Origin of the sequence: Massilia terrae (assembly GCF_024753145.1) — a bacterium.
GTDB lineage: Bacteria > Pseudomonadota > Gammaproteobacteria > Burkholderiales > Burkholderiaceae_D > Telluria > Telluria terrae.
Genome location: NZ_JANUGU010000001.1, coordinates 1,084,528 through 1,109,307, shown reverse-complemented (window position 1 = coordinate 1,109,307; position 24,780 = coordinate 1,084,528). Strand labels below are relative to the sequence as shown.

The following is a 24,780-nucleotide window of genomic DNA, read 5'->3' as shown; positions in this document are numbered from 1 at the left end:
CGGCGCTACCGCCGTACCCGCTGCGCGGGGACGACGATGAACGCCGGTTTCGCAGTCTTGAAGAGATAGTCTACCTTGGCGCTTAGGCCGCCGGGTTGCTACCCATCAGTTCGTCGAAAGCGACGTCTTTCGACGACACTTTTGCCTTGCCGAGCACATAGTTAACGACGTTTTCTTCCAATACAAGAGCTTCCACCTCGCCCAGGCGGCGACGGTCGCTGTAATAGTACTTCAGGACTTCCTTCGGATCTTCGTAGCTCTGCGCGAAGTCTTCGATCTGGGCCTTGACCTGCTCCGAGGTGGCTTGCAGGTTCTGGTCATTGACCAGCTGGCCCAGGATCAGGCCCAGGCGCACGCGGCGCTCGGCCTTCGGCGCGAACCATTCGTTCTGGAACGGCAGGTTCTTGACGTCCATGCCGCGCTGGGCCATGTCCTGGCGGGTCATCTCGGCCAGGCGCTGCGCATCCTGCTCGATCATGACCTTCGGCACGTCCAGTTCGGTGGCCTTGACCAGCGCATCCATCACGGCTTCCTTGTTGCGGGCCTTGATGCGGGCGTTGACTTCACGCTCCAGGTTGACCTTGATGTCTTCGCGCATCTTGGCGATGTCGCCGTTGTCGATGCCCAGCGATTTGGCGAACTCGGCGTCGACTTCCGGCAGGTGCGCCCACTCCAGCTTCTTCAGGGTGATGGTGAACTGGGCGGTCTTGCCGGCCACGTCCTTGCCATGGTAGTCCTCCGGGAAGTGCAGGTCGAAGGTCTTCGACTCGCCCACTTTCAGGCCAACGGTGGCGGCTTCGAATTCCGGCAGCATGCGGCCTTCGCCCAGCACGAATGCGTAGTCGTCGGCCTTGCCGCCGGCGAATTCGACGCCATCGATCTGGCCGACGAAGTCCACGGTCACGCGGTCGCCATTGGCAGCCACCGGCTCGCCGCCGCTGCCGTGCTCGCCTGCCTCACCCTTGGTGTGGAAGTGCACGCGCTGCTTGCGCAGGATGTCGATGGTCTTGTCGATTTCGGCGTCCGACACGTCGGTCTTGACGGTCTCGACTTCGACGTTGGCCAGGTCCGGGATCACGACTTCCGGATAGACTTCGAAGGTGGCATCGAATGCCAGCGTGCCTTCCGGCGCATCCTGCTTCGGCTCGATTTTCGGGAAGCCGGCGACTTTCAGTTCGGCTTCGTTGGCGGCGACATTGAATGCGCGGCCGACCTTGTCGTTCAGCACGTCGCTTTCGATCTGGTAGCCGTACTGCGCGGCGACCATCTTCATCGGCACTTTGCCAGGACGGAAGCCGGGGGCGCGCGCCGTTTTCGCCTGTTGCTTGAGGCGCTTTTCGACTTCGGTACGCACGTCCGCGACCGGAACGGAGATGGTCAAGCGACGCTCGAGCTTACCCAGGGTTTCGACTTCAGTTGCCATTGTAAAAATCGTCCAAAAAATAAATTGTTCGTGGTGCGAGGAGGGGGACTCGAACCCCCACACCATTGCTGGCGTCAGGACCTAAACCTGGTGCGTCTACCAATTTCGCCATCCTCGCGCAGGATTGCTGGATCTTGCCACAAAAACAAAGGGCGCCCGACAGTGAAACCGGCCGCCCTGCACTCCGCTGTTTAGGGGCTACAACTTCAACCCGTTATTTTACTGGATTTTCTGACACGATTGGAGCGTTTTTTGCTCAGTGGTGTGCGCGGCTTGGCGAAGCGGCAAGCATCGCGATTGTCAAAATATGCATGACCTATAATGGCGCACCACATTACCAGGCCCCGCCCGCCCCCAGATGGCAGTAGACCATTACGAAAATTTCCCTGTCGCGTCGATCCTGATGCCGCGCCGCCTGGTGCCGGCGGTTGAGGCGATTTATGCTTTCGCGCGCAGCGCCGACGACCTGGCCGACGAAGGCGACGCCGCGCCCGCCGAACGCCTGGCCGCACTGTCGGCCTACGAAGCGCAGCTCGATGCGATCGAACGCGACGAGGCCGTGGCGGACCCGATGTTCGCGCGCCTGGCAACAGTCGTCGCACAATACCAGCTGCCGCTGCAGCCGATGCGCGACCTGCTGTCCGCGTTCAAGCAGGACGTGGTCACGCAGCGCTACCCCGACTACCCTTCCCTGCTCGATTACTGCCGCCGCTCGGCCAATCCGGTCGGCCGCCTGATGCTGGCCCTGTACGGCGCCACCGACGATCGCAGCCTGCGCGAGTCCGACGCGATCTGCAGCGCGCTCCAGCTGATCAACTTCTGGCAGGACGTCGCGATCGACTGGAACAAGGGCCGCATCTACCTGCCGCTGGACGACCTGGCCCGCTTCGGCGTCACGCCCGACACCATCGCCCGCGCTCAAGTCGACCAGCCCTGGCGCGAACTGATGCGCTTCGAGCTTGACCGTGCCCGTGGGCTGATGCTGGAAGGCGCGGCCCTGCCCAAGCGCCTGCCGGGCCGCATCGGCCTCGAACTGCGCATGGTGGTCCAGGGCGGCCTGCGCATCCTGGAAGCGATCGAGCGCCACGGCTACGATGTCTTCCGCCACCGCCCCCAGCTGCACTGGCGCGACTGGATCGTGATCATCTGGCGCGCAATCCGTATGTAAGACACATCCAATACTGCCCAGCGCCTTGGCCATCGGCTAAGATAGCGGATTCGCAAATTTGTTTGTCCTTACATGTCTCCCGACGAATACTGCCAGCAAAAGACCGTCCAGAGCGGCTCCAGCTTCTACTACAGCTTCCTGTTCCTGGAACCCGAGCGCCGCCGCGCGATCACGGCGCTGTATGCGCTGTGCCGCGAGCTGGACGACACGGTCGACAACGCCACCGACGAATCGGTCGCGCGCATCAAGCTGGCGTGGTGGCGCACCGAGATCTCGGCGATGTACAACGGCACCCCGACGCATCCGGTAACGCAGGCGCTCAAGCCGCACCTGGCCACCTACCAGCTGCATGAGCCGCACATCCAGGCCATCGTCGAAGGCATGGAGATGGACCTGAACCAGAGCCGCTACCTCGACTTCGCGGGCCTGAAGCACTACTGCTTCCACGTGGCCGGCGTGGTCGGCATCCTGTCGGCCAGCATCTTCGGCGTGTCGAACCCGCAGACTTTGCAGTTCGCGGAGAAGCTCGGCCTCGCTTTCCAGCTCACGAACATCATCCGCGACGTCGGCGAGGATGCACGCAAGGGGCGCATCTACCTGCCGGTCAACGAGCTGCAGCAGTTCGGCGTGACCGCGGCCGACATCCTCAACGCGCGCCACAGCGACAAGTTCGAGGCGCTGATGAAGTTCCAGGCCGACCGCGCGCGGGCCTACTACGACGAGGCGATGGCGCTGCTGCCGAAGGAAGACCGGCGCGCCCAGCGCCCCGGCCTGATGATGTCGGCCATCTACCGCACCCTGCTCGACGAGATCGAGCGCGACCACTTCCATGTCCTGACCCAGCGCATTTCGCTGACGCCGCTGCGCAAGCTGTGGCTGGCGTGGAAGACCTATGTGCGCAGCTGAAGCCCGCCGCGTCGCGGTGGTCGGCGGCGGCTGGGCCGGTTGCGCCAGCGCCGTCGGACTGGCGCGCGCCGGTTGCAAGGTCACGCTGTTCGAAGCCGCCCGCACGCTGGGCGGGCGCGCGCGCGCCGTCGAGGTCAATGGCCTTACGCTCGACAACGGCCAGCACATCCTGCTGGGCGCCTACCGCGACACGCTGCGCCTGCTGCGCCAGGTCGGCATCGATCCCGCGGCCGCCTTCCTGCGGCTGCCGCTCCAGATGCGCTACCCGCCGCACTCCGGCGGCATGGACTTCGTCGCGCCGCGCCTGCCGGCGCCGTGGCATATGGCGATCGCGCTGCTGCGCGCCAAAGGACTCGAACGCGCCGACAAGCTCGCGCTTGCGCGCTTCACCACCAGCGCACGCTGGATGGACTGGAAACTCAATGAGGACTGCAGCGTGGCCGAGCTGCTGGAGCGCTTCGACCAGACCGAACGCCTCGCGAAGCTGATGTGGCATCCGCTGTGCCTCGCAGCGCTGAACACGCCGCCGGATCAGGCGTCGGCGAATGTCTTCCTCGCGGTCCTGCGCGACAGCCTGGGGGCCAATCGCGCAGCGTCGGACATGCTGCTGCCGCGGATCGACCTCGGCGCCCTGTTCCCGGCCGCCGCCGCACGTTATCTCGAAAGCCGAGGCAGCGAAGTGCGCCTCGGCGCCCGCGTCGAAACGCTGGCGCAGGATGGCGACGGCTGGCTGCTCGACGGCGAGCATTTTGACGCCGTCGTTCTCGCCACGCCGCCGCAGCAAAGCGCACGCCTGCTTGACGGCTTGCCTGAAACGGCGGACCTGATCGCGCAGCTGAACGGTTTCGGCTACGAACCGATCACCACCTGCTACCTGCAATACGATCCGCAATTGCGCCTGGCGCTGCCGCTAACCGCGCTGGTCGACGGTCCCGGTGGCCACTGGGGCCAGTTCGTATTCGACCGCAGCCAGCTCGACCCGGGCCATGCGGGCATGCTGTCGGTGGTGGTCAGCGCTTCGGGCGCGGCCGCCGCGCTGGACCAGGATGAACTGGCCGCGCAGATCGCCGCCCAGCTGGCCGATGCGCTGCGCATGCCCGCGCTGGCCCAGCCGCGCTGGAGCCGCGTCATTACGGAGAAGCGCGCCACCTTCGCCTGCGTCCCGAACCTGCGCCGTCCCGACAACGCCACCCGGCTGCCCGGCCTGGCGCTGGCCGGCGACTACACGGCCGGCGAATACCCGGCCACGCTGGAATCGGCCGTGCGCAGCGCGCTGGGCGCGACCACAGCCATCCTGTCCAGGCGCACCCTGCCCCGCGAAAATGGCAGCCTGTCGCATACCGATGGCGACGACGACCTCCCTTCCGTACAGTAGGAGCATCAACAAAGGTATGGACGGAATGGCAATGAACCATCAACTTGGACTGCGTACACTGGCCCTGCTGGCGTTTGTCGCCGCAGCCACGGCCATGCTGGTCAAGCCGGACCTGCTCGGCGTCATGCGTGCGGATAACGCGCCCGCATTCGCCGCCGCGCTGGCCCTCGGCCACAACTGAACACTGGAGCCCAGCCGCATGCGCAAAATGGAATACCTCGACGCGCTCAAGCGAGCGATGATGGGACTGCCGCCGGAAACCCAGGCCAAGACCCTCGCTTACTACGAGCAGCGCTTCGTCGACGGCATCGCCGCCGGGCGCAGCGAAGAGGAAGTCGGGGCGGATCTGGACGATCCGGCCAAGATTGCGATGACGCTGCGCGCCAGCGCGCACCTGAACACTTTCAACGAACGCAAACAGCCCGTCAATGTGCTGCGCATGCTGCTGACGGCCGCCGGGCTGGCCATCTTCAATCTCTTCATGCTGGTGCCGGCCGCCGTGCTGGGCGCGCTGCTGGTGTCGGTGTACGTGGCCGCCGGCGCCTTCTACGGCTCGGGCATCGTGGTCACCGCCAGCGGGCTCGCCGGCGCCAATGAATTCGTGTTCAACGAGCCGCTGCGCCTCATCGCCCTGGACCGCAACAAGATCACGGTAGTCGACCGCAAGCATCCGGACGGCGCCACCGCGACCATCCGCATCGGCCCGCGCGGCATCGAGGTCCAGGAAGACATCGACAACACGCCGGTCGACACCGGCGCCGACAGCGCTTCCATCATCGAGGAAGACGCGCGCAACGGCAGCATCCACGTGATCACCGACATGGACGCCAGCTCGCGCGGCACCCAGGTTGCCGTCGGCGCCGGCCTGGTCCTGGGCGGCATCATCCTCACCCTCATCGCCTTGGTCGTCACGCGTTTCAGCCTGATTGGCCTGAAACGCTATCTGCAGATGAACCTGTCCCTGCTCAAAGGAAGCTGAATCCATGCGCGTCCTGTTGAAAATCGGCTTCTCGCTCCTGCTGCTCGCGATGGTCCTGACCACGGTGGCATACGTCGTCCTGCGTAACCACGGCGTGAGCGGCTCGATCAATCCTGGCAGCCGCCTGCTGGCGACCGACACTCGCAAGGTGACCAAGAACGTCACCTCGGTGGAATTGGCTGGCCCGATCGACCTGACGGTGCGTTACGGCCCGGTGCCGTCGCTGGAGGTGCGCGGCGAGCAGCGCCTGCTGTCGAACATCGACACGACGGTCGATGGCGACAAGCTGCGCATCGCCCTGCGCGGCCTGCTGCTGTCGCACCGCCGCCCGCTGCAGGCCACCGTTGTGCTACCGGCGCTGTCCAACCTGAGCGTCACCGGCAGCGGCGACACCAAGGTCGATGGCTTCTCGGGCGAACACGTCGAGCTGCAGCTGGCCGGCCCCGGCTCGATCACCTTCAATGCGCGCTACCGCCAGGTGACGGCGCGCCTGCACGGCAGCGGCGATTTCGATCTGGACGTCGGCAACAGCGACCGCGTGGATGCGCAGGTTGTGGGGTCGGGCACGATCACGCTGGCCGGCAGCTGCACCGAGCTGGCGGCGGAAACCACGGGCTCGGGCGAGATCAACGCGCGCCACCTGAGGGCGGACAAAGTGGACCTGCGCCAGTTCGGCACCGGCGACAGCTCGGTCAGCGCGCGCACTTCGGTGACGGTGTCGGTCAATGGCAATGGCGACGTTGAAGTCTACGGCAACCCGCCGCAGCGCAGCGTGTCCCGCAGCGGCAACGGCGACGTCACCTTCAACGAGTGAGCCACTCCAGCGCGCCGCGCGCGGCAGCGCTGCCACTTGCGAAGCAGGCGGTGAGCAGGTAGCCGCCGGTCGGCGCTTCCCAGTCCACCATCTCGCCCGCGGCGAATACGCCGGGTACTTCACGCAGCATCAATCTTTCGTCCAGCGTTTCGAAGCGAATGCCACCGGCGCTGCTGATCGCTTCCTCGATCGGACGTGGACGGCGCAGCACCAGCGGCAGCGCCTTGATCGCGGCTGCCAGCTTTACCGGGTCTTTATAGTCTTCCGCAGTCAGGCATTCACGCAGCAGGCCCCCCTTCACACCCTTGATGCCCAGGCGGCTTTGCAGGTGGCTCGACATCGATCGCGAGCCGCGCGGCCGCGTCACCTCCGCAAGGACCCGATCGGCATCGAAGTCCGGCGCGAGGTCGAGCCAAACCGTGGCGCTGCCGTTCGCAGCGATCTGGTCGCGCACCGGCGCCGAGATCGCATACACCAGGCTGCCCTCGATCCCGGTTTGCGTGACCACGAACTGGCCTTTGCGCCACTCCTTTTCACCGGCACGGTTCACGAAGGTGATCGCGACCGTGGTCAGGGGCGCGCCGGCATGGCGCTCGGCGAAGTAATCGCTCCAATCGGCGTCGAAACCGCAATTCGATGGGACCAGCGGCGCCACGCCGACGCCGCGCCCCAACAACAGCCTGGTCCACGCGCCGTCCGATCCGAGCCGCGGCCAGCTTGCGCCGCCCAGTGCGAGCACGGTGGCGTCGGCCTTGGCCGGCAATTCGCCCTCCGGCGTCTCGAACAGCAGCGCGCCGTCGCGCCAGCCGACCCAGCGATGGCGCATGTGCAGCCTCACGCCCGATTCGCGCAGGCGATGGAGCCAGGCGCGCAGCAGCGGCGCGGCCTTCATTTCGGTCGGGAACACGCGGCCCGAGCTGCCCACGAAGGTTTCGATGCCAAGCCCGTGGATCCATTCGCGCACCTGCGCCGGCGTGAAGGCGTCGAGCCAGCGCCCGACCTCGGCCGCCCGCGCGCCATAGCGCTGGACGAAAGGCTCGTAAGGCTCGGAGTGCGTGATGTTCATGCCGCCTCGCCCCGCCAGCAGGAACTTGCGTCCCGCCGACGGCATCGCGTCGTACACGTCGACCTGGACTCCGCCCGCCGCCAGCACCTCGGCAGCCATCAGCCCGGCGGGGCCGGCGCCGATCACGGCAACACGGGCGGCGGATGTTGATACGGCTTGGGTCATGGCGAATGCGGTCAATGGGGAAGCTGCGCATTGTAGTCGATCGCGCCACAAATCGATGTAAAGGGTGCTTGACACGCCAAAAAAGCTGGACTACGATGATGTCAAGCTAACTTTACACGCAGAGGAGATCGGAATGACGCACCAACAAAGAATCAACCGCGCTTACTTCCTTGAACTGGGCGGCTCGCTCGCCGTGTACATGGTGCTGCTGTTCGCGGCGATCCGCTTCGGCCGCCCGATGCCGGAAGGCGCCGCCCGTTCGCTGGTGCTGGTCAGCCCGATGGTCGGTTTCGCGCTGATGCTGTGGACCATCGCGCGCCACTTCAACCGCATCGACGAATACATGCGCCTGCGCCTGCTGGAAAATATCGCGATCGCCGCCGGCATCACGGCCGGCCTTACCTTCACCTACGGCTTCCTTGAGACCTCCGGCCTGCCGCGCATCTCGATGTTCACAGTATGGATGGTGTTGTGCGGTTCGGTGGGCGTGGTCCAGCTGCTGCGCAAGGTGCTGAATCGATGAAGAACATTATCCGCGAACTGCGCGCGGAAAACGGCTGGAGCCAGGCCCACCTGGCCGACCTGCTGAACGTATCGCGCCAGACCATCAATGCCATCGAGACCGGCAAATACGATCCGAGCCTGCCCCTTGCGTTCGCGATCTCCAAACTGTTCTCGCAATCTATCGAAACCATTTTCACACCGGAGGAATCTGAATGAAACCCGTATCGCTGCTGTTCGCCGCCGTCATGGTGGTTTGCGCCCCTGCCTTTGCGGCCGAGCCGGAAGCTGCACCGAATCCTTACGCATTCAACGCCGCGGCGGCCGAGAAGTTCGATGTCGGCGCGCTGCAGGTCCAGCGCTTCGGCAGCGGCGGCCGGCCGCTGATCCTGATCCCTGGCCTTGGCAGCGGCGCCTGGGCCTTCCAGGACCTGGTGCGCAGCCTGTCCGACAAACATGCGGTCTACGTGGTCACCCTCCCCGGTTTCGACGGCCGGGCTCCGGCCGAAGGCAATGTGATGGACGCGTCGCGCAGCGCGCTGCGCGAGCTGATCGCAAGCCACAAGCTGGATAAACCCGTCCTGGTCGGCCACAGCCTGGGCGGCACGCTGGCCATCGCCGTGGCCGAGGATGCGCCACAATTGGTCGGCGGAGTGGTCACACTCGACGGACTTCCCGTGTTCCCGGGCACGGAAGGGATTCCGGCGGCGATGCGCCCGCAGGCCGCACAACGGATGCGCGCGCAATTGGCGGCGGCGGATCCACGCCAGTTCGAGGCGCAGCAGGTCGCGTACATGCGCACAGTCGGCGTCCTCGACATCGGCATGGCCGACGCGCTGGGCCGCCTGTCCGCACGAAGCGACCAGGGCGCCTTCGCGCGCGCCGCCGCCGACGACTTCGCGCTGGACCTGCGCGCCGGGCTGCCGAAGATCACCGCGCCGGTGCTGGTGGTGTCGCCATTCTTCGAAGCCGACGGCGCGCAGCTCAAGATGTCGGAAACGGACAAGGCCGACTACTACAAGTCGCTGATGGACGGCACACCAAAGCTCGAAGTGGTGAGCATTTCGCCGTCGCGCCACTTCGTCCAGTTCGACCAGCCCGAACAACTGGCCGACACGATCAAGACTTTCCTGACCACACTGTGAGGTAGAGATGAAAAAGTTTTCCCGTTGGGCCGCCCAGTTCCTGCTCGCCGCCGGCTCCATGTTTGCCCTGCTGGTGTTGGTCGACATGGGCAAGGGCACGATGTTTGCCGATGCCTGGCAGAGCGCGCTGGCGTGGGCGGTCGTCTCATCCGCCATCTTCGTCGGTACACGCTATTTCCAGGCCGAACGCGGCAAGCGATGTGCTGTTTGCGAAACATTCGAACCCAAATAAGACAGGGGCCGCAACAGCGGCCTTTTTCTATTGCAGCGCGTAATGTTTTCCTGATGGCTTCATGGTAGATTTGATATCAGCTCTTGCATATGAGCTGTAAATATGGAGGTTGAGAGCTGGTTTTCTGATCTAGAAATGCGAACGATGCATACGGCAAGACAGTAACGACCTTGGCACGATTCGCCTGGCAGTCCGTTTCACCATCTTGGAGGAAGTATATGTCGGTAACACGCAGGACGATGCTGGGCGCAATCGCGACCAGCCCGCTCTGGCTGCAGCCCGCATGGGCTCAGCCGAATAACCTGAAGATCTCGCACCAGTTCCCCGGCGGTAGCGTCGCCGAAGGAGATTTCCGCGACCGCTTGTGCCGCATGTTCGCGGCCGACGTCGAACGCCGTACCCACGGCGGCCTCAAATTTTCAATCTATCCCGGCTCGGCGCTGTCGCAGGCCAACGCCCAATTCCCGGCGCTGCGCAAGGGCTCGCTCGATATGGCCTTGGTGCCGCTGTCCTACGCCGGCGCCGAGCTCCCTGAAGTGAACATCGGCCTGATGCCCGGCCTCGTCACCTCCTACGAGCAGGGCTACGCCTGGAAAAACGCCGAAGTGGGCAAGGAGCTGACACGCATCCTGGCCGACAACGGCATCGTCATCGTGAGCTGGATCTGGCAGGCCGGCGGCGTGGCTTCGCGCAGCAAGGCGATTGTCGATCCGGAGGACGTGCGCGGCCTGAAGGTGCGCGGCGGCTCGCCCGAAATGGACCTGATCCTGAATGCGGCCGGCGCCAACGTCGTGAGCGGGCCTTCCGATGAAATCTACGCGGGCATGCGCACCGGGACCATGGATGCAGCGCTCACCTCGTCGACCTCGCTGATTTCGTTCCGCCTGCAGGAGGTGTCGAAGTCACTCACCACCGGCCGTGGCGGCGCATACTGGTTCATGTTCGAGCCGCTGATGATGTCGAAGACGGTGTTCGACCGGCTGTCGAAAGAACAGCAGGCGGCGATCATGGCGGTGGGAGCGGACCTGGAAGGCTTCGCGCGCAAGATGGCGCAGGCTGATGATGCGGCCGTCGCTGCCGTGTACCAGCGTGCGGGTGCGCGTGTGGTGGACCTGAATTCGGCCACGCTCAAAAAGTGGCAGGATATTGCGCGGGATACGGCGTGGAAGGATTACGGCGAGCGGAATGCCAACTGCGCTAACCTGCTTGCGCTGGCGGAGAAGACGATAACGTAATCGGTACGCTCGAAATATGGGGTTCCCGCGGACGCGGGAACCCCATTTGACTTTATTTAACCGCCAGTCACCGGCGGGAAAAACGCTACCTCGCCACCGTCAAGCACTACCGTCTCCGGCTCGCACATCACATGGTTGAACGCCATGCGCAGCGCGCGCTTGTGCGATAACGTCTCTGCCCACACGCCACCACGCGCAATCAACAGCTCACGCACCGCACCGACTGTCGCCACACCTTCCGGTAGCGTCACGCTTTCAGTGGACACGCCAAGCGCCTCACGCACGCTGGCAAAGAATCGCAGTGTGATCTTCATGGTCTAGTGCTGCAGCTCGGCGAACGGAATGAATCGCACCATCTCGCCCTTCGCGATCGGGTGGCCCGGCGGATTGTCGATGACGCCGTCGCCCCACACCGTCGACGTGAGCACGCCCGAGCCCTGGTTCGGGAACAGGTCCAGGCCGCCGTCGGCGTTGACGCGGGCGCGCAGGAACTCATTGCGGCGATCAGCCTTCGGCCAATCGAAATCGGCGCGCATCGGATAGGCGCGCGGCTCCACGCTGCCGCTCACCCCCTGCAAGCGCAGCAGGAAAGGCCGCACGAACAGCAGGAAGGTGATGAAGCTCGACACCGGGTTGCCCGGCAGGCCGAGGAAGAATGCCGATCCGTTTTCACGCCGCACCTCGCCGAACGCCAGCGGTTTGCCTGGCTTGACCGCGATCTGCCACATGTTCAGCCGCCCTTCCGCTTCCACGGCGGGCTTGATGTGGTCTTCCTCGCCGACGGAGACGCCGCCGGAGGTGATGATCAGGTCGTGCCCTTGTGCCGCATCGCGCAGCGTGGCGCGGGTGGCGTCCAGCGAATCGGGCACGATGCCGAAGTCGGTGATGTCGCAACCGAAGTTTTCGAGCAGACCGCGCAGCGTGAAGCGGTTGGAGTTGTAAATCGCGCCCAGTGCCAGCGGCTCGCCCGGCATTGCCAGTTCGTCGCCGGTAAAGAACACGGCCACGCGCACGCGGCGGCGCACGGTAACGTTGGCCAGGCCAACCGATGCTGCAAGGCCCAGCTCCTGCGCGCGCAGACGCGTCCCTGCAGGCAGGATCACCGAGCCGTTGACGATGTCTTCACCACGACGGCGGATCCATTCGCCCGGCTGCGGCGTGTGGCGGATGACAACGCTGTCGCCATCGGCCTCGCACTGCTCCTGCATCACCACCGCGTCCGCGCCTTCGGGAATCAACGCGCCAGTGAAGATGCGCGCCGCGGTGCCCGGCTGCAGCGGGCTACCGACGTGGCCGGCCGGAATGCGCTGCGCCACCGTCAGGCGCGCGCTGCCGCCCGCGCAGTCCGCCGCGCGCACCGCGTAGCCATCCATCTGCGTGTTGTCGGCGCCGGGAACGTCGAGCGTCGATACCTGGTCGGTTGCCAGCACGCGGCCGTTCGCTTCCAGCGTCGGCACGACGTGGATTTCGTCGACGGGACGTGCGGCGGCGAGCAGGAAATCGAGCGCCTCGCGTACAGCCAGCATCGGCTTGCGGACGGGTTGGTCGGCCATGGTCACAGTCCGGTGTGGGCGGCGATGTAGCTCTTCATCTCGTCGACGTTCGCCTGCATCACCACGAACTTCTGCGGCAGCGCCTCAATGTTCTCGAAGCCCGCGGGACGCTGGGCGTTGCGGCCGAGCGCTTCCAAAATGGTTTCGTTGAACTTGGCGGCCAGCGCGGTCTCCAGCACGATCATCGGCACACCGGGGCGAACGTGTTCGCGCGCGACTTTGACGCCGTCGGCGGTGTGGGTGTCGAGGGTCAGGCCGGTCTTCGTGAACACGTCGCGGATGGTGGCCAGGCGGTCGGCGTGGGTCGATTTGCCCGACGCGAAACCGTACTGCGCGACCTTGGCGAATTCGTCGCCGTCGCTGCCCGGGCCGCCGGACAGGTCGAAGCCGCCTTCGGTGTCGACCTTGCGGAACAGCGCGCGCACGCGCTCGGAATCGCGGCCGACCAGGTCGTACACGAAGCGCTCGAAGTTGGATGCCTTCGAAATGTCCATCGACGGGCTGCTGGTGTGGAAGGTCTCGGCCGACTTGCGCACGCGGTAGACGCCGGTGCGGAAGAATTCGTCGAGCACATCGTTCTCGTTGGTCGCGACGATCAGCTGGTCGATCGGCAGGCCCATCATGCGGGCGATGTGGCCGGCGCAGATATTGCCGAAGTTCCCCGACGGGACGGTGAACGAGACCTTCTGAGCATTATTCGTGGTAGCGGCGAGGTAGCCGCGGAAGTAGTACACCACCTGCGCGACCACGCGCGCCCAGTTGATCGAGTTGACGGTGCCGATCTTGTGGCGGGCCTTGAACGAGAGGTCATTGGACACGGCCTTGACCATGTCCTGGCAGTCGTCGAACACGCCTTCGACCGCGATGTTGAAGATGTTCGGATCCTGGAGGCTGAACATCTGCGCGGTCTGGAAGGCGCTCATCTTCTTGTGCGGCGACAGCATGAACACGCGGATGCCGCGCTTGCCGCGCATCGCGTATTCGGCTGCGCTGCCGGTGTCGCCGGAGGTCGCGCCGAAGATATTGAGTTGCTCATCGTTCTTGGCGAGCGCGTACTCGAACAGGTTACCGAGCAGTTGCATCGCCATGTCCTTGAACGCCAGCGTCGGACCGTTGGACAGTGCCTGCATCACGAGCTTCTTGTCGCCGTCGCTTTCCAGCGTGCGCAGCGGGGTGATGTCGGCGGCGCTGTCGCCCGCGCGCGCGTTGCGGTAGACGTCGGCGGTGTAGGTCTTGGCGGTCAGCGCCTTCAGGTCGGCATCGGGGATGTCGGTCGCGAACTTGCGCAGGATTTCATAGGCCAGCTCGGCGTACGGGAGCTTGCGCCAGGCATCGAGTTCGGCGCCGGTCACTTGCGGGTACTCGGCCGGCAGGAACAGGCCGCCGTCGGGCGCGAGGCCGCCAAGGAGGATGTCGGAGAAGGCTTGCGGATTGCGCGCGGACGATTCCGGGGTGGCGCGAGTGGAGACGTAGTGCATAGGTAGCGGATCGGGATGAGGAAACTCGGGTCGACTCCTATTATAGTCCGAGCTTGGGATCCGTACCGATCTGCTAACAATCGCGAGATTACAGATCGTCGTTCCCGCGGAAACGGGAACCCCATTTTGTATGCACGGGTGAGAGCGCGTGCGCTAGCCCTGCTCAAATAAAATGGGGTCCCCGCGTTCGCGAGGACGACGGCCTGTTAATGAATCAGCAGGCCGCGTGGTTCACCGTCACCACGTGGATCGCCAGGCCGCCAAGCGAGGTTTCCTTGTACTTGGCCTGCATGTCGTAGCCGGTCTGGCGCATCGTTTCGATGACATCGTCCAGGCTGACGAAGTGGGTGCCATCGCCCTTCAGCGCGAGCGAGGCAGCGGTGATGGCCTTGATCGCGCCCATGCCGTTACGCTCGATGCAGGGGATCTGCACCAGGCCGCCGATCGGGTCGCAGGTCATGCCGAGGTGGTGTTCAATGCCGATTTCGGCGGCATTTTCGATACGTTCGTTGCTGCCGCCCAGCGCAGCCACCAGACCCGCCGCCGCCATCGCGCAGGCCACGCCCACTTCGCCCTGGCAACCGATTTCGGCGCCGGAGATCGATGCATTCCGCTTGCACAGCATGCCGATCGCGGCCGCCGTCAGCAGGAAGTCGCGGATGCCCGCCGCAGGATTGATTGGCTTGCAGTCCTCGGCATAGTAGCGCAGCACCGCCGGGATGATGCCGGCCGCGCCGTTGGTCGGCGCCGTGACCACGCGTCCGCCCGCGGCGTTTTCCTCGTTAACCGCCATCGCGAACAGGCTCACGTGATTGAGCGCGTCGTGTGGCAGCGCGTTGCGGCGCTCGCCGGACAGATGCGCCTCCTGCTCCTGCTTCCACAGCACGGCCGCGCGGCGCTTGACGTTCAGGCCACCGGGCAGCTGGCCGTTGGTAACCAGGCCGTGCGCGATACAGTCGCGCATCACCTGCCAGATGCGGTCCAGGCCAGCGTCAAGCTCCTCCTCGCTCATGCGCGCGCGCTCATTCGCGCGCAGCATTTGCGGGATGGTCAGGCCGTTCGCCTTGCCGAGTGCCAGCAGCTGGCTCATGGTATCGAAGGGGTAAGGCACCAGGACCGACGCCTGCGCGGCCTTGGTTTCACCGGCCGCGGTAATGAAACCGCCGCCCACCGAGTAGTAAGCCTTGTCGATCTCGCGGCCATCGGCAAAGCGCAGCACGAAACGCATGCCGTTCGGGTGCTCGGGCAGCGTTGCGGTTTTGTGCCAGACCAGGTTGGTCCTGGCCGAAAACGGGACTTCCTTCACACCGAGCAGCGCGAGCTTGCCGTCCAGCTCCGCCTCATCGAGCTTGCCCTCGACCGCATCGGGATCGATGTCCTGCGGGGTTGCGCCCATCAGGCCGAGGATCACCGCCTTGTCGGTGGCGTGGCCGACGCCGGTCAGCGCCAGCGATCCGTACAGGTGTGCCTCGACCGCCACCGCATCATCCAGCGGCTCGCATTCGAGCAGGAAGCGGCGCGCGGCCACCATCGGCCCGACCGTGTGCGAGCTCGATGGCCCGATCCCGATTTTGAACAGGTCAAATACGCTCATGTCCATGAGCTGGTCTCCATGTCTTTGTTATTGTGGTGACGGCGCTTATTCAAGCGGCTTCGCTGACGGCGCCGACGTCGATATTCTTCAACATGTCGGCGACCATCTCGTCCACGCCGATACGGGCTTTCCAGCCCCAGTCGGCGGTAGCGCGGCCGTCGTCAAGGCTCTTCGGCCAGCTGTCGGCGATGCCCTGTCGGCTGTCCGGCTTGTACGCGATGGTAAATTCCGGCAGCGCATACTTGATCGCGGCAGCCAGCTCGCGCGGGTTGAACGACACGCCGGCCACATTGTACGAGGAACGGATCTTCACCTGTTCGGCCGGCGCTTCCATCAGCTCGATGGTAGCGCGGATCGCGTCCGGCATGTAAATCATCGGCAGCGTGGTCTCGGGGCCGAGGAAGCATTCGTAGGTTTCACCGCGCAGCGCCGAGTGGAAAATCGCGATCGCGTAATCGGTGGTGCCGCCGCCCGGAGGCGACTTGTAGCTGATGATGCCCGGGTAGCGGATGCTGCGCACGTCCACGCCGTACTTGGCGTGATAGTACTCGCACAGGCGCTCGCCGGCCAGCTTGCTGATGCCGTAGATGGTGGTCGGGTCCATCACCGTGTACTGCGGCGTGGCCTGGGCCGGCGTATTGGGGCCGAAGGCGGCGATCGAGGACGGCCAGAAGATCTTCAGCGGCTTGCCTGCCTCGCCGCGCTCGCGCGCGATTTCGAGGATGTTCAGCAGGCCATCCATGTTGAGCGTCCACGCTTTGAGCGGCGCCTTTTCGCCGGTGGCCGACAGCAGCGCGGCCAGCTGGTAGACCTGGGTGATGCCTTCGTCGGCGATCAGCTGGGCGACACGCGTCTTGTCCAGCACGTCGACGGTGGTGTAGCGCTTGGCGCCGAAGCGGTTTTCAGGGCCGATGTCCGAGGCGATCACGTTGTCCGCGCCGTGCTTGTCCGCGAGTGCGGCAACCAGCTCGCTGCCGATCTGGCCGTTGGCGCCGATGATGAGGATGCGTTCCATTGCGTTTTCCGTAGTGCGTGGATTAGTTGTTCTTGATGATGCCCAGCTCGCGGCCGGCCTGCTCGAAGGCGGCCAGCACGCGGTCGAGCTGCTCGCGGGTGTGCGCAGCCGAGACCTGGGTGCGCACGCGCGCCTGCCCCATCGGCACCACCGGGTAGAAGAAGCCGGACAGCAGCACGCCCAGTTCAAACATGCGGGCCGCGAATTTCTGCGCCAGCGGCGCATCGAACAGCATCACCGGCACCACCGGGTGCGTGCCGGGCTTGATGGTGAAGCCGATGCGCTCGATCTCCTTGCGGAAGTAGGCGGTGTTTTCTTCGAGGCGGTCGCGCAGTTCGGTCGATTTGCTGATCCGTTCCAGCACCGACAGCGAGGCGCCGGCGATCATCGGGGCCAGGGTGTTGGAGAACAGGTAGGGACGCGACTTCTGGCGCAGGGTCTCGATGACTTCCTTGCGCGCCGAGGTGAAGCCGCCCATCGCGCCGCCCAGGGCCTTGCCGAGGGTGCCGGTGATGATGTCGATCTTGCCGATCACGCCGCAGTGTTCATGTGTGCCGCGGCCAGTCTTGCCCATGAAGCCGGTGGCGTGCGAGTCGTCGACCATGGTCAGCGCGCCGTATTTCTCGGCCAGCGCGACGATCTTATCCAGCTGGGCGATGGTGCCGTCCATCGAGAACACGCCGTCGGTGACGATGATCTTGTGGCGCTTGCCGGCGTCAAGGGCGGCCTGCAGCTGTTTTTCCAGGTCGGCCATGTCGTTGTTGGCGTAGCGGTATCGTGCGGCCTTGCACAGGCGGACGCCGTCGATGATCGAGGCGTGGTTCAGCGCGTCCGAGATGATGGCGTCGTTTTCGTCGAACAGCGGTTCGAACACCCCGCCATTGGCGTCGAAGGCGGCGGCGTACAGGATGGTGTCTTCGGTGCCGAGGAAGCTGGACAGCGCGCGCTCGAGGTCCTTGTGCACCGTCTGGGTGCCGCAGATGAAGCGCACCGAGGACAGGCCGTAGCCGTATTTTTCCAGCGCGGCGGCGGCGGCCTTCTGGGTTTCGATGTCGCCGGACAGGCCGAGGTAGTTATTGGCGCACATATTAATCAAGGTGCGGCCATCCTGAGCCACCACTTCGGCGCCCTGGCGCGAGGCCAGCACGCGCTCCGGCTTGAACAGGCCCTGCTCGCGCAGGTTTTCCAGGTTCTGCTGCAGGCCAGTGTAAAACGCTTGATCGCTCATTTCATTTCCCTCGTCTCGATGCCGGCTTGACCGACGGTTGTCCGATGCTGTAATTTGACAAAATATCAATCGGGTTCGGCGGCTTATTCGTTTTCCGTTATGTCGAACTCGAATTCAATATAATGGATCTTACGCCCGGCTGTTGAACTTGGCAAGTTCTTCAGGTTAGCAGATATGGATTTTTGCCGTCGTCTATGAAAACCACCCTGAACACCAATGCGCCACCCGAGGTCGGCGCCACCTTGCAGCGGCTGCGCCTGGAGCGCGGGCTGACCCTGGAAGACCTGTCGCGCATCGCCGGCGTGTCGAAATCGATGCTGTCGCAGATCGAGCGGGAGAAGGCGAACCCGACCATTGCGATCACCTGGCGGCTGGCCAATGCGCTGGGGGTCGGGATCGGCGAGCTGCTGGCTGCGGAACCGCGCGAGGTCGACACCATCCGGGTGCTGGAGGCGCACGAGACGCCTACCCTGCCCGGGCAGCATGCGGGTTATGTGTTGCGCATCCTGGGGCCGATGGAACTGGCGGGAAAGTACGAGTGGTATGAGCTGACCCTGGCGCCGGGTGGCGAACTGGCCTCACAGGCGCATGATCCTGGGACCAATGAGCACCTGACCGTGCTGCATGGGTCGCTGGAAGTGGAGGTCGGGTCCAGCAAGCGCAAGGTCAAGATGGGGGCGACCGCGAGGTATCCGGCGGATCAGGACCATGTGATCCGGAATGTGGGGAAGACCGAGGCGAAGGGCTTGCTGGTGGTGGTGCACCGCTGATCTGATCGGGACCACACACCTGGGGACCGTCGTTCCCGCGCAGGCGGAACCCATGGACAAGCTGCGTCGCCGGGCAGGAGCCGCGTGCGCGCGCGCCCAGCATGGGTCCCGCCTGCGCGGGAACGACGTGCTGCTACTTAGAGGGACATCCCCAGGTTTTTCACCAGGAAGCCCCAGCGGTCGGCAACTTCGTCGATCTGCTTGGTCGTCGGCTTGCCCGCGCCGTGGCCGGCCTTGGTGTCGATACGGATGATCACCGGGGCGCTCCCGCCTTGCGCTGCCTGCAAGGTCGAGGCGAACTTGAAGCTGTGCGCCGGCACCACGCGGTCGTCATGGTCGGCCGTCGTCACCATCGTGGCCGGATAGCAGGTGCCCGGCTTGATGTTGTGCAGCGGCGAGTACTTGACCAGCGCCTTGAATTCGTCCGCGTTGTCCGACGAGCCGTAGTCCGATGTCCAGGCCCAGCCGATCGTAAACTTGTGGAAGCGCAGCATGTCCATCACGCCCACTTGCGGGATCGCCGCGCGGAACAGTTCGGGACGCTGGGTCATGGTCGCCCCCACCAGCAGGCCGCCATTGCTGCCGCCGCCGATCGCGAGCTTCTGTGCCGACGTCACCTTGTTTGCGATCAGCCACTCTGCCGCGCCGATGAAATCGTCGAACACGTTTTGCTTGTGCAGCTTGGTGCCGGCCTCGTGCCATGCCTCGCCGTACTCGCCGCCGCCGCGCAGGTTGGGCACCGCGTACACGCCGCCCATTTCCATCCACGCCAGATTAGCGGGCGAGAATGCCGGGGTCAGGGAGATGTTGAAGCCGCCGTAGCCGTAGAGATAGGTCGGGTTATTGCCGTCCATCTTCAGACCCTTCTTCGAGACGATGAACATCGGCACGCGGGTGCCGTCGCTGCTCGTGTAGAACACCTGGCGGGTCTCGTAATCGTCCGGATTGAACGCGACCTTGGGCTGGCGGAAGATGCTCGACTTGCCAGTCTTCATGTCGACACGATAGATCGTGGTCGGGGTGGTGAAGCCGGTAAATGAGAAGAAGGTCTCGGTGTCGCCGCGCTTGCCGCCGAAGCCCGCCGCGGAACCGATGCCCGGCAGCGTGATCTCATGCAGCTGCTTGCCGTTCAGGTCCATGACCTTGACGACACTGCGCGCATCCTTCAGGTACTCGACCACGAGCTGCTGATTGAGCATCTTGGCCGACACCAGCGTGTCCTGGCCTTCCGCCACGATCTGCTTCCAGTTCGCCTCGGCCGGTTTGCGAGTGTCGATCGCGATGATGCGCTGGCGCGGGGCCTTGCGGTCGGTGACAAAGTAAAACACCGGGCCGATATTGTCGATGAACTCGTAAGCCGCGTCAAAGTTGTCGATCAAGGCCTCGACCTTGGCGTTCGGCTTGCCCAAGTCCTTGTAGAAGATGCGGTATTTGTGCGCCGTGCCCTTGGTCGCGGTGATCAGCAGGTATTTGCCGTCGTCGGTGGTATTGCCGCCGAAGCCCCATTCCTTCTGGTCGGGACGGTCGTAGACCAAGGTGTCGGCCGACTGCGGGGTGCCGATGCGGTGGTAGAACAGTTTCTGGAAGTAGTTGACGTCGGCCAGCTTGGTCGCTTCCTTCGGCTCGTCGTAGCGGCTGTAGAAAAATCCTTTGCCGTCGTGGGTCCAGGCAGTTTGCGAAAACTTGACCCACTTGATGTGGTCGCTCAAGTCCTGGCCGCTCTCGATGTCGCGCACTTTCCACTCGTTCCAGTCGGAGCCGGAGGCGGCGGTGCCGTAGGCGAGCAGCTTGCCGTCAGGGCTGACCGCGAGACCGGCCAGAGCCACGGTGCCGTCGGCCGCCAGGGTGTTGGGGTCGAGCAGCATGCGCGGCTGCTCGTTGAGCGACTTCATAGTGTACAGCACGGACTGGTTCTGCAGGCCATCGTTGCGGCTGTAGAAATAGCGGCCGCCCTCGCGGAACGGCACCGAGTAGCGCTCGAAGTTCCACAGCTGGGTCAGGCGCTGGCGGATCGGGTCGCGTTGCGGGATCGTCGCCAGGTAGGCTTGGGTGACCTTGTTTTCGGCCTCGACCCAGGAGTGGGTATCGGCGCTGTTGGCGTCTTCCAGCCAGCGGTAGGGGTCGGCGATTGCGGTGCCGTGGTAGTTGTCGGTCTGGTCGACTTTCTTGACGACCGGATAGGTCAGCGGTTCGCCGTAGGCCGGGCAGGTTTGTGCCGTGGCGGCGCCGGCGCCAACGGCCGCGATCAGGCCGGCAACGACGGGAGCATGTCTCAAGTGCATATTGTTCTCTTTCTCGTGGAAATGATGGGTGCTGCCGCTGGGCATGATAGCGCGAAATGTCTTGACGGGACATCTGCGGCAAAGGGCGCGGCGGGACGATCGCGCTCAGCATGGGCCCCGGCCTGCGCTAGAGTGACGGGTGCCGCAAACAATTGTTGGTGACACCGACAATTGTTGACTCTTGAGCGCTTAGTCCGGGCGGCGTTCGAGGCGGCGGTGGGCGATCTGCCAGTCGCGCGACATGTCGAGGGCCCAGCCGATTTCGGCCGGCGACAGGCGGCGCGCGACGATGCTCTTGTTGGTGCTGGCGGTCTCGTCGCCCGCATCGGCGGCAAGCAGCATCCACATGTAGGAGCGCACCTTGTCGCGCGCCACGCCGCGCCCGCTGCCGTACATGCCGCCGAGGTTGTACTGGGCCAGCGCATGGCCCTGCTCGGCTGCCTGCTCGTACCAGAACACGGCCATGGCGTCGTCATGCGGCACGCCCTGGCCGTTGGCGTACATGACCCCGAGGTTGTTCTGGGCGCTGGCATCGCCCTGTTCGGCGGCGAGCCTGTACCAATAGGCGGCCTCTTCTTCGTCACGGGGCACGCCCTGGCCGTTGGCGAAGATGACACCGAGGTTGAATTGCGCGTTGGCCGCGCCCTGCTCCGCCGCGCGCCGGTACCAGTCCAGCGCGCGCAAGGGGTCGCGCGCGGTGCCGGTGCCGTTGGCATACATATTCCCAAGGTTGTACTGCGCCAGCACGTGCCCCTGGTCGGCCGCGCGCAAGTACCAGGTGAGCGCCCGCGCCTCGTCTCGCTCCACGCCTTCGCCATGCGCGAGCATCAGGGCGAGCGAAAACTGGGCGTCCTTGTCGCCCTGCTCACCGGCGCGCTGGAGCCAGGCGAAGGCGCGTAGCGGATCGGCCTTGACGCCCTGGCCCTCGCCATAGGCCAGCCCGAGCTGCCGCTGCGCGACCGCATCGCCTTGCGCGGCCGCCTGGCGAAACCAGCACAGGGCCTGGGCATCGTTGCCCTCCACGCCCTGGCCACGCTTGTACATCAGGCCGAGATTGAGCTGGGCCCGCGCGTTGCCCTGCACCGCCGCCTTGCGAAACCACGCCATCGCCAGCGGAAAGTTGATGGCGGCGCCAAAGCCGTGCAAGTAGCATTCGGCCAGCAGGGCCTGGGCGCTGGCCACGCCCTGCTCCGCCGCGCGGTAGAACCAGGCCAGGGCCAGTTCGGCGTTGGCGGCCAGGCCCCGGCCGTTCTTGTACATCTGGCCGAGGTTCTGCTGGGCCGATGCATCGCCCTGTTCAGCGGCGCGCCGGAACCAGTAAGCCGCCGCGTTGTCGTTCTGGCCGGTGCCGCGCCCGTTGTAATACATGGCGCCGAGATGGTTCTGGGCGAAGGCGATGCCCTGCCGCGCGGCGAGGCGCAGCCACTTGAAGGCGCGCGCGTCGTCGCGGTCGATGCCATCGCCGCGTTTGTACATCAGTCCGAGGTTGAATTGCGCATAAGGATCTCCCTGCTCGGCGGCCTGGCGGAACCACACATAGGTCTGGTGATGGGCTTCGCGAGAGATGTGCTGGCGATTCATCTGTTCCTCCGGCTCGAAGCCGTTGAAAACGCGAGAAATATCCGGCCGTTCGGGCCTGGCGGCCTGAAGACTATTGATAAAATTTTAAGTGCGTGATCCTGCGCGGCGTTTGACTGCGCACAATCGTACGACCCACAGCGCATAAAAAATCCGCCGTTTTGCGGCGGATAATGGAAGGAATTGGCGCGGCTCAGGCAGGCGCAGCGGCGTTTTTTTCTGCGGCGTACTTGCCCAGCCAGGTGGGCACTTTCGCTGCTGCCACTTTGTTCACCGCCGCCAGCATCGCCGGCTCGATCCGGGGCAAGCCATATTCGCGCCCGATGTGGCGGCCAATGTGGATCAGCACCTCGGCCGCGACTTCGGCGTCGGCCTCGGCCCGGTGCGCGGCGCTCCGGAAGGCGATGCCGAGCCGGCCCGACAGCTGGCCCAGCTTGTAGCTCGGCAAGCCCGGAAACACGCGGCGCGACAGCTTGAGCGAACAGACCAGATGGGCGTGGCCGCAGCCACGGCCCAGGCGTTCTCCCTCGGCCACCAGGAATTTCTCGTCGAAGCTGGCGTTGTGCGCGGCCAGCGTGTCGCCGCCGATGAAGTCGAGCAAGCGCGGCACCACGTCGGCCGCCGGCGGCGCGCGGTCGACCATTTCCTGCGAAATGCCGGTCAGCGCGGTGATGAAGGATGGGATGCGCACGCCGCAATTGACCAGCGACACAAAGCGTTCTTCGATACGCCCGCCGACGATGCGCAGCGCGGCCACTTCGGTGATGCGGTCGCCCAGCGCCGGCGACAGGCCGGTGGTCTCGAAGTCGAGCATGACGATCGGACGGTCGAAAACGCTCATGCCGCTCACCCGAAGCGGCGCGCGGCGTCGAGCGCGAGGCCGGCGCCGATGCTGCCGAACAGGTCGCCTTCGACCTTGCGCGCGTCCGGCAACAGCGCGGCGATGCGGGCGCGCAGCGAAGCCACGCCACTGGAACCGCCGGTGAAGAAGATCGTGTCGACCTGCTCGGGGCGGACCGCCGCTTCGGCCAGCAAGGTGGCGACGGTGGCGGCAACGGAATCGACCAGGCCGGCGGCAGCCTCGTCGAATTGCGCCCGGGTCACCGTCAGGACCGCGGCCGGGTCGAGCCGGTCGAGGTCGAGCTCCACCGTGGCGTTGGTGGACAGGGCGATCTTGCCCTCTTCCATGCGCATCGCCAGCCAGTGGCCGGCGCGCTCTTCGACCAGGCGGCGCAGGCGCTGCAGCTTGGCGGGCTCGGCGGCATCGCGCACCAGTTCGTCGAGCTGGGCGATGCTCTTGCGGGTGTAGGCCTGGTTGATGGTGTGCCAGGTCGCCAGGTTGAAGTAATAGCTCGATGGCACTTGAGCGCCGGACAGCAGCATGCTGCCATAGCCGAGCAGCGGCATCGCGGCGGCCAGGTTCAGGTATTTATCGAAATCCGTGCCGCCGATGTGCACGCCGCCGCTGGCCAGGATGTCGTCGCGGCGCTCGACCCGTGCCGCGCGTTCCGGCGCCAGCCGCACCAGCGAGAAGTCCGAGGTGCCGCCGCCGATGTCGGCCACCAGCACCAGTTCCTCGCGCTCGATCCGCGATTCATAGTCGAAGGCGGCGGCGATCGGTTCGTACTGGAAGCCGATCTCCTCGAAGCCGACGGCGCGCGCGATGCCGGACAAGGTGTCTTCCGCCAGCCGGTCCGCATCCGGGTCGCCGTCGACGAAGAACACCGGGCGGCCGAACACGGCCTGGCGGAAGCCGCGCCCGGCCTCGCGCTCGGCGCGCCGCTTCAGCTCGCCGATAAACTGCGACAGCAATTGCCGAAAAGGCAAGGCGCGGCCGGCGACCTCGGTCTGGCCTTCGATCAGGCTGGTGCCGAGCAGGCTCTTGAGCGAGCGCATCAGGCGGCCTTCGTAGCCTTCCAGATACTCGGCCAGGGCGGCGCGGCCGTAGTGGACGCTGTCGTCATCGGCATTGAAGAACACCGCCGACGGCAGGGTCGGCTTGCCGTCTTCCAGTGCCAGCAGCGCCGGCTGGCCGGGACGCGACCAGCCGACGGTGGAATTGGAAGTGCCGAAATCGACGCCGCAAGCCTGGGCCATGAATGTCTTTCGAAAAAGGGGCGTCATGTTACCAGATTCGGGGCGCAACGGATGAGCTAATTTGGGAGCGACGGTCACTTAAGGGCGAAGTTTCATCGCTGTTGGTGGCGCTTGAGCTGGCTCACGCCAGGCGCACCGTGCCAATCGTGCTGCCCCGAGCCGCGCTATAGTCCGCG

General features: G+C 65.1%; 24 protein-coding genes and 1 tRNA gene. 12 read left to right on the top strand and 13 right to left on the bottom strand.

Annotated features, from left to right (window positions below; all coding sequences use genetic code 11):
- Positions 1-82: 82 nt before the first annotated feature.
- Complete coding sequence (gene tig / locus NX778_RS04775) at positions 83-1,423, bottom strand: trigger factor (RefSeq protein ID WP_258810521.1); 1,341 nt, start codon at positions 1,421-1,423, stop codon at positions 83-85.
- Between the two features lie 31 nt (positions 1,424-1,454).
- Positions 1,455-1,541 (bottom strand) — tRNA-Leu (locus NX778_RS04770).
- Between the two features lie 240 nt (positions 1,542-1,781).
- Here NX778_RS04770 and hpnC point away from each other — a divergent pair.
- The 6 genes from hpnC (at position 1,782) to NX778_RS04740 (ending at position 6,665) form a co-directional block, all read left to right on the top strand.
- On the top strand, positions 1,782-2,591 hold the full coding sequence (gene hpnC / locus NX778_RS04765; RefSeq protein WP_258810520.1) for a squalene synthase HpnC: 810 nt from the start codon (positions 1,782-1,784) through the stop codon (positions 2,589-2,591).
- Between the two features lie 72 nt (positions 2,592-2,663).
- Complete coding sequence (gene hpnD / locus NX778_RS04760) at positions 2,664-3,497, top strand: presqualene diphosphate synthase HpnD (RefSeq protein ID WP_258810519.1); 834 nt, start codon at positions 2,664-2,666, stop codon at positions 3,495-3,497.
- On the top strand, positions 3,484-4,872 hold the full coding sequence (gene hpnE / locus NX778_RS04755; protein ID WP_258810518.1) for a hydroxysqualene dehydroxylase HpnE: 1,389 nt from the start codon (positions 3,484-3,486) through the stop codon (positions 4,870-4,872). The genes hpnD and hpnE overlap by 14 nt, the downstream gene beginning before the upstream one ends.
- A 31-nt stretch (positions 4,873-4,903) precedes the next feature.
- Positions 4,904-5,053 carry a hypothetical protein gene (locus tag NX778_RS04750; RefSeq protein WP_258810517.1) on the top strand — a complete coding sequence of 50 codons (150 nt, stop codon included), beginning with the start codon at positions 4,904-4,906 and terminating at the stop codon, positions 5,051-5,053.
- Positions 5,054-5,071: 18 nt separating this feature from the next.
- Positions 5,072-5,851, top strand: coding sequence for a DUF1700 domain-containing protein (locus NX778_RS04745; protein WP_258810516.1), 780 nt, complete (start codon positions 5,072-5,074; stop codon positions 5,849-5,851).
- A gap of 4 nt (positions 5,852-5,855) precedes the next feature.
- On the top strand, positions 5,856-6,665 hold the full coding sequence (locus NX778_RS04740; RefSeq protein ID WP_258810515.1) for a head GIN domain-containing protein: 810 nt from the start codon (positions 5,856-5,858) through the stop codon (positions 6,663-6,665).
- On the opposite strand, the gene NX778_RS04735 is transcribed toward NX778_RS04740, so the two are convergent.
- A complete protein-coding gene (locus NX778_RS04735; RefSeq protein ID WP_258810514.1) occupies positions 6,655-7,896 on the bottom strand; it encodes a TIGR03862 family flavoprotein in 1,242 nt (413 codons plus the stop codon). The genes NX778_RS04740 and NX778_RS04735 overlap by 11 nt on opposite strands.
- Before the next feature lie 133 nt (positions 7,897-8,029).
- Here NX778_RS04735 and NX778_RS04730 point away from each other — a divergent pair, with 133 nt between their 5' ends.
- The 5 genes from NX778_RS04730 to dctP all read left to right on the top strand — a co-directional run bounded on the left by NX778_RS04730 (position 8,030) and on the right by dctP (position 11,009).
- On the top strand, positions 8,030-8,419 hold the full coding sequence (locus NX778_RS04730) for a hypothetical protein (RefSeq protein WP_258810513.1): 390 nt from the start codon (positions 8,030-8,032) through the stop codon (positions 8,417-8,419).
- Positions 8,416-8,616 carry a helix-turn-helix transcriptional regulator gene (locus tag NX778_RS04725; RefSeq protein WP_258810512.1) on the top strand — a complete coding sequence of 67 codons (201 nt, stop codon included), beginning with the start codon at positions 8,416-8,418 and terminating at the stop codon, positions 8,614-8,616. Before NX778_RS04730 ends, NX778_RS04725 begins: the two co-directional genes overlap by 4 nt.
- Positions 8,613-9,542: an alpha/beta fold hydrolase gene (locus NX778_RS04720; protein WP_258810511.1), complete on the top strand. Its 930-nt coding sequence runs from the start codon at positions 8,613-8,615 to the stop codon at positions 9,540-9,542. The genes NX778_RS04725 and NX778_RS04720 overlap by 4 nt, the downstream gene beginning before the upstream one ends.
- Before the next feature lie 7 nt (positions 9,543-9,549).
- Complete coding sequence (locus NX778_RS04715) at positions 9,550-9,774, top strand: hypothetical protein (protein ID WP_258810510.1); 225 nt, start codon at positions 9,550-9,552, stop codon at positions 9,772-9,774.
- 218 nt (positions 9,775-9,992) lie between these two features.
- The gene (gene dctP / locus NX778_RS04710) at positions 9,993-11,009 is read left to right on the top strand and encodes a TRAP transporter substrate-binding protein DctP (protein ID WP_258810509.1); all 1,017 of its coding nucleotides are present in this window, start codon (positions 9,993-9,995) and stop codon (positions 11,007-11,009) included.
- A gap of 56 nt (positions 11,010-11,065) precedes the next feature.
- Here dctP and moaD read toward each other — a convergent pair whose 3' ends face one another.
- From moaD to NX778_RS04680, 6 genes are all read right to left on the bottom strand, one after another.
- On the bottom strand, positions 11,066-11,323 hold the full coding sequence (gene moaD, locus NX778_RS04705) for a molybdopterin converting factor subunit 1 (RefSeq protein WP_258810508.1): 258 nt from the start codon (positions 11,321-11,323) through the stop codon (positions 11,066-11,068).
- A gap of 3 nt (positions 11,324-11,326) precedes the next feature.
- Positions 11,327-12,535: a molybdopterin molybdotransferase MoeA gene (locus tag NX778_RS04700; protein ID WP_370661315.1), complete on the bottom strand. Its 1,209-nt coding sequence runs from the start codon at positions 12,533-12,535 to the stop codon at positions 11,327-11,329.
- A gap of 29 nt (positions 12,536-12,564) precedes the next feature.
- Complete coding sequence (thrC, locus tag NX778_RS04695; protein WP_258810506.1) at positions 12,565-14,040, bottom strand: threonine synthase; 1,476 nt, start codon at positions 14,038-14,040, stop codon at positions 12,565-12,567.
- Positions 14,041-14,254: 214 nt separating this feature from the next.
- A complete protein-coding gene (locus tag NX778_RS04690) occupies positions 14,255-15,640 on the bottom strand; it encodes an L-serine ammonia-lyase (RefSeq protein ID WP_258810505.1) in 1,386 nt (461 codons plus the stop codon).
- Between the two features lie 43 nt (positions 15,641-15,683).
- Positions 15,684-16,649 (bottom strand): NAD-dependent epimerase/dehydratase family protein, encoded by a 966-nt coding sequence (locus NX778_RS04685; RefSeq protein ID WP_258810504.1) that lies wholly within the window; start codon positions 16,647-16,649, stop codon positions 15,684-15,686.
- Positions 16,650-16,671: 22 nt separating this feature from the next.
- Positions 16,672-17,877, bottom strand: coding sequence for a glycine C-acetyltransferase (locus NX778_RS04680; protein ID WP_258810503.1), 1,206 nt, complete (start codon positions 17,875-17,877; stop codon positions 16,672-16,674).
- A gap of 194 nt (positions 17,878-18,071) precedes the next feature.
- On the opposite strand from NX778_RS04680, the gene NX778_RS04675 reads away from it, so the two are divergent.
- Positions 18,072-18,647 carry a helix-turn-helix domain-containing protein gene (locus NX778_RS04675; protein WP_258810502.1) on the top strand — a complete coding sequence of 192 codons (576 nt, stop codon included), beginning with the start codon at positions 18,072-18,074 and terminating at the stop codon, positions 18,645-18,647.
- A 137-nt stretch (positions 18,648-18,784) separates the two neighbouring features.
- Here the strand turns inward: NX778_RS04675 and NX778_RS04670 are convergent, their stop codons facing one another.
- The 4 genes from NX778_RS04670 to NX778_RS04655 form a co-directional block, all read right to left on the bottom strand.
- On the bottom strand, positions 18,785-20,929 hold the full coding sequence (locus NX778_RS04670) for a prolyl oligopeptidase family serine peptidase (protein ID WP_258810501.1): 2,145 nt from the start codon (positions 20,927-20,929) through the stop codon (positions 18,785-18,787).
- A 189-nt stretch (positions 20,930-21,118) separates the two neighbouring features.
- Positions 21,119-22,510, bottom strand: coding sequence for an SEL1-like repeat protein (locus tag NX778_RS04665; protein WP_258810500.1), 1,392 nt, complete (start codon positions 22,508-22,510; stop codon positions 21,119-21,121).
- Positions 22,511-22,700: 190 nt separating this feature from the next.
- A complete protein-coding gene (locus NX778_RS04660; RefSeq protein WP_258810499.1) occupies positions 22,701-23,348 on the bottom strand; it encodes a 3'-5' exonuclease in 648 nt (215 codons plus the stop codon).
- Between the two features lie 5 nt (positions 23,349-23,353).
- Complete coding sequence (locus tag NX778_RS04655) at positions 23,354-24,604, bottom strand: Hsp70 family protein (protein WP_258810498.1); 1,251 nt, start codon at positions 24,602-24,604, stop codon at positions 23,354-23,356.
- Positions 24,605-24,780 lie beyond the last annotated feature (176 nt).

What these genes read in the sequence shown, in the direction of transcription:
- hpnE (WP_258810518.1), top strand. Translation starts at nt 3,484, where the DNA reads ATGTGCGCAGCTGAAGCCCGCCGCGTCGCGGTGGTCGGCGGCGGCTGG.
- NX778_RS04700 (WP_370661315.1), bottom strand. Translation starts at nt 12,535, where the DNA reads ATGCTGGCTGTACGCGAGGCGCTCGATTTCCTGCTCGCCGCCGCACGT.
- moaD (WP_258810508.1), bottom strand. Translation starts at nt 11,323, where the DNA reads ATGAAGATCACACTGCGATTCTTTGCCAGCGTGCGTGAGGCGCTTGGC.
- NX778_RS04660 (WP_258810499.1), bottom strand. Translation starts at nt 23,348, where the DNA reads ATGAGCGTTTTCGACCGTCCGATCGTCATGCTCGACTTCGAGACCACC.
- NX778_RS04675 (WP_258810502.1), top strand. Translation starts at nt 18,072, where the DNA reads ATGAAAACCACCCTGAACACCAATGCGCCACCCGAGGTCGGCGCCACC.
- NX778_RS04715 (WP_258810510.1), top strand. Translation starts at nt 9,550, where the DNA reads ATGAAAAAGTTTTCCCGTTGGGCCGCCCAGTTCCTGCTCGCCGCCGGC.
- dctP (WP_258810509.1), top strand. Translation starts at nt 9,993, where the DNA reads ATGTCGGTAACACGCAGGACGATGCTGGGCGCAATCGCGACCAGCCCG.
- NX778_RS04685 (WP_258810504.1), bottom strand. Translation starts at nt 16,649, where the DNA reads ATGGAACGCATCCTCATCATCGGCGCCAACGGCCAGATCGGCAGCGAG.
- NX778_RS04670 (WP_258810501.1), bottom strand. Translation starts at nt 20,929, where the DNA reads ATGCACTTGAGACATGCTCCCGTCGTTGCCGGCCTGATCGCGGCCGTT.
- NX778_RS04720 (WP_258810511.1), top strand. Translation starts at nt 8,613, where the DNA reads ATGAAACCCGTATCGCTGCTGTTCGCCGCCGTCATGGTGGTTTGCGCC.
- NX778_RS04750 (WP_258810517.1), top strand. Translation starts at nt 4,904, where the DNA reads ATGAACCATCAACTTGGACTGCGTACACTGGCCCTGCTGGCGTTTGTC.
- NX778_RS04690 (WP_258810505.1), bottom strand. Translation starts at nt 15,640, where the DNA reads ATGGACATGAGCGTATTTGACCTGTTCAAAATCGGGATCGGGCCATCG.
- NX778_RS04655 (WP_258810498.1), bottom strand. Translation starts at nt 24,604, where the DNA reads ATGGCCCAGGCTTGCGGCGTCGATTTCGGCACTTCCAATTCCACCGTC.
- hpnD (WP_258810519.1), top strand. Translation starts at nt 2,664, where the DNA reads ATGTCTCCCGACGAATACTGCCAGCAAAAGACCGTCCAGAGCGGCTCC.
- NX778_RS04680 (WP_258810503.1), bottom strand. Translation starts at nt 17,877, where the DNA reads ATGAGCGATCAAGCGTTTTACACTGGCCTGCAGCAGAACCTGGAAAAC.
- NX778_RS04745 (WP_258810516.1), top strand. Translation starts at nt 5,072, where the DNA reads ATGCGCAAAATGGAATACCTCGACGCGCTCAAGCGAGCGATGATGGGA.
- NX778_RS04725 (WP_258810512.1), top strand. Translation starts at nt 8,416, where the DNA reads ATGAAGAACATTATCCGCGAACTGCGCGCGGAAAACGGCTGGAGCCAG.
- hpnC (WP_258810520.1), top strand. Translation starts at nt 1,782, where the DNA reads ATGGCAGTAGACCATTACGAAAATTTCCCTGTCGCGTCGATCCTGATG.
- tig (WP_258810521.1), bottom strand. Translation starts at nt 1,423, where the DNA reads ATGGCAACTGAAGTCGAAACCCTGGGTAAGCTCGAGCGTCGCTTGACC.
- NX778_RS04730 (WP_258810513.1), top strand. Translation starts at nt 8,030, where the DNA reads ATGACGCACCAACAAAGAATCAACCGCGCTTACTTCCTTGAACTGGGC.
- thrC (WP_258810506.1), bottom strand. Translation starts at nt 14,040, where the DNA reads ATGCACTACGTCTCCACTCGCGCCACCCCGGAATCGTCCGCGCGCAAT.
- NX778_RS04665 (WP_258810500.1), bottom strand. Translation starts at nt 22,510, where the DNA reads ATGAATCGCCAGCACATCTCTCGCGAAGCCCATCACCAGACCTATGTG.
- NX778_RS04740 (WP_258810515.1), top strand. Translation starts at nt 5,856, where the DNA reads ATGCGCGTCCTGTTGAAAATCGGCTTCTCGCTCCTGCTGCTCGCGATG.
- NX778_RS04735 (WP_258810514.1), bottom strand. Translation starts at nt 7,896, where the DNA reads ATGACCCAAGCCGTATCAACATCCGCCGCCCGTGTTGCCGTGATCGGC.